General features: G+C 65.6%; 1 protein-coding gene and 1 pseudogene. Both read left to right on the top strand.

Going from position 1 to position 2201, the window contains the following annotated elements; genetic code table 11:
- Positions 1 to 281: 281 nt before the first annotated feature.
- Positions 282 to 1967: an arginine--tRNA ligase gene (gene argS, locus AC3AYF_RS20345; protein ID WP_295039637.1), complete on the top strand. Its 1686-nt coding sequence runs from the start codon at positions 282 to 284 to the stop codon at positions 1965 to 1967.
- A gap of 3 nt (positions 1968 to 1970) precedes the next feature.
- Positions 1971 to 2201, top strand: a pseudogene (locus tag AC3AYF_RS20340) (SPOR domain-containing protein); the annotation flags it as partial.

Below are 2201 nucleotides of genomic sequence, written 5' to 3'. Positions count from 1 at the left end.
AAGGCGTAAGCCGTAAGCCGTAAGCCGTAAGCCGTAAGCCGTAAGCCGGGATACAACCACCTTTCGAGCCGGAATCGGATGGTTTCGCTGTTCTTACAGCTTAAAGCTTCTAACTTATAGCTCCCGAAGGGACTAGGGTTTAAAGCCTCGCCCCAATCGCCGATAATGGCCGCCTTTTTCCAGCGTCGTGGCAGCAGGCTCACGACGTCCAGATCTGCGCAACCCCGCGCCGGACCGGGCCGAAAGCCTCGATCCCAGGCCCCACGACGACGAAGTAGCCAATGAAAGAGACGATTACCCAACTGCTAGACGCCGCCATCGCCAAGTTGCAGCAGGCCGGCGATCTACCGGCGGGCGTCGCCCCCGCGATCAAGGTCGACCCGACACGCGACAAGGCCCACGGCGACTACGCCTCCAATCTTGCTCTGGTGCTCGCCAAGCCGGCCGGGCTCAAGCCCCGCGACCTGGCCGACAAGCTGGTAGCGGCCATCCCCGCCAACGAGGTGATCCGCAAGACCGAGATCGCCGGCCCCGGATTCATCAATTTCTTCGCCGCGACCGATGCGATCGCGGACATCGTCAGCCAGATCCTGGATGCCGGCGACACCTTCGGCCGCAGCCTGATCGGCGCGGGAGAGAAGGTGCAGGTCGAGTTCGTCTCCGCCAACCCGACCGGGCCGCTGCACGTCGGCCATGGCCGTGGCGCCGCCATCGGCGACTGTCTCTGCCGCTTGTTGGAGGCGACCGGCTTCGACGTCACCCGCGAGTTCTATTACAACGACGCCGGCGCACAGATCAACAACCTGATGCGCTCGGTTCGCGCCCGCGCCCTGGGACTCGGTCCCGATGACGAGGAGTGGCCCGAGGATGGCTATCGCGGCGACTATATCGCCGACGTCGCCCAGGCCTACCTGGCCGGCGAAACCGTGACCGCCGATGACCGCGAGGTCACCGCCAAGGCCGACCCGCAGGACGACGACGCCATTCGCGCTTTCGCGGTCGCCTATCTGCGCCGCGAGCAGGACCTGGACCTCAAGGCATTCGGGGTCGAGTTCGACGTCTATTTCCTGGAGTCCTCGCTCTACGCCGAGGGCCGGGTCGAGGAGACGGTCGAGGCGCTGGTTGCCGGGGGTCACACCTATGAAGCGGACGGCGCCCTGTGGCTGCGCACCACCGATTTCGGTGACGACAAGGACCGGGTGATGCGCAAGCGCGACGGCGACTACACCTATTTCGTGCCCGACGTCGCTTACCACTACAACAAGTGGCAGCGCGGTTTCACCACCGTGATCGACGAGCAGGGTGCCGACCACCACTCCACCGTCACCCGCGTGCGCGCCGGCCTGCAGGCGCTGGAAGTGGGCATTCCGCAGGGCTGGCCGGACTACGTGCTGCACCAGATGGTGCTGGTGACCCGCTCCGGGGTCGAGGTCAAGCTTTCCAAGCGCGCCGGCAGCTACGTCACGCTGCGCGATTTGATCGACGAGGTCGGCCGCGATGCCACTCGCTATTTTCTCGCCGCCCGTCGCGCCGACTCCCAGCTCACCTTCGACATCGACCTGGCGCGTTCGCAGACCAACGACAACCCGGTCTACTACATCCAGTACGCCCACGCCCGAGTCTGCAGCGTGCTGCGCAAGGCCGAAAGCGACGGCCTCGCCTTCGACCATGCCATCGCTATGGCCAACCTGGAGCGCCTCGATGCCGCACAGGAGAAGGCGCTGATGAATCGGCTGGCGCGCTATCCCGATATCGTCGAACGCGCAGCCCGCGCCCGCGAACCGCATCAGATCGCGCAGTATCTGACCGAACTCGCCAGCGATTTCCACACCTGCTACAACGCCCAGAAAGTCATGGTCGACGATGCCGAGCTGCGCAATGCGCGGCTGGCACTGGGTCTGGCGACACGCCAGGTCATCGGCAATGGATTGGCGCTGCTCGGCGTCAGCGCCCCGGAGGAGATGTAAACCATGGCACGCCGCCCCGCTCAGAGCAGTCGCTCGTCCTCTTCTCGCCCTTCACCCAAGGGCGCGACCACCAAGTCCCGTCCGCGCGCCTCGAGCAGTGGCGGCGGTCTAAGCGGCATCCCTGGCTGGCTGTGGGCCATCGCCGGCCTGATCGCCGGCTTCGCCCTCTCGCAGTATCTGGATCGATCCTCGCCGGAACCGGTGGCGGCCGTCGTGCCCCGACCGACATCCAAC

The organism is Salinicola sp., from assembly GCF_982684285.1.
This window is presented reverse-complemented; position numbering and strand designations above follow the sequence as displayed.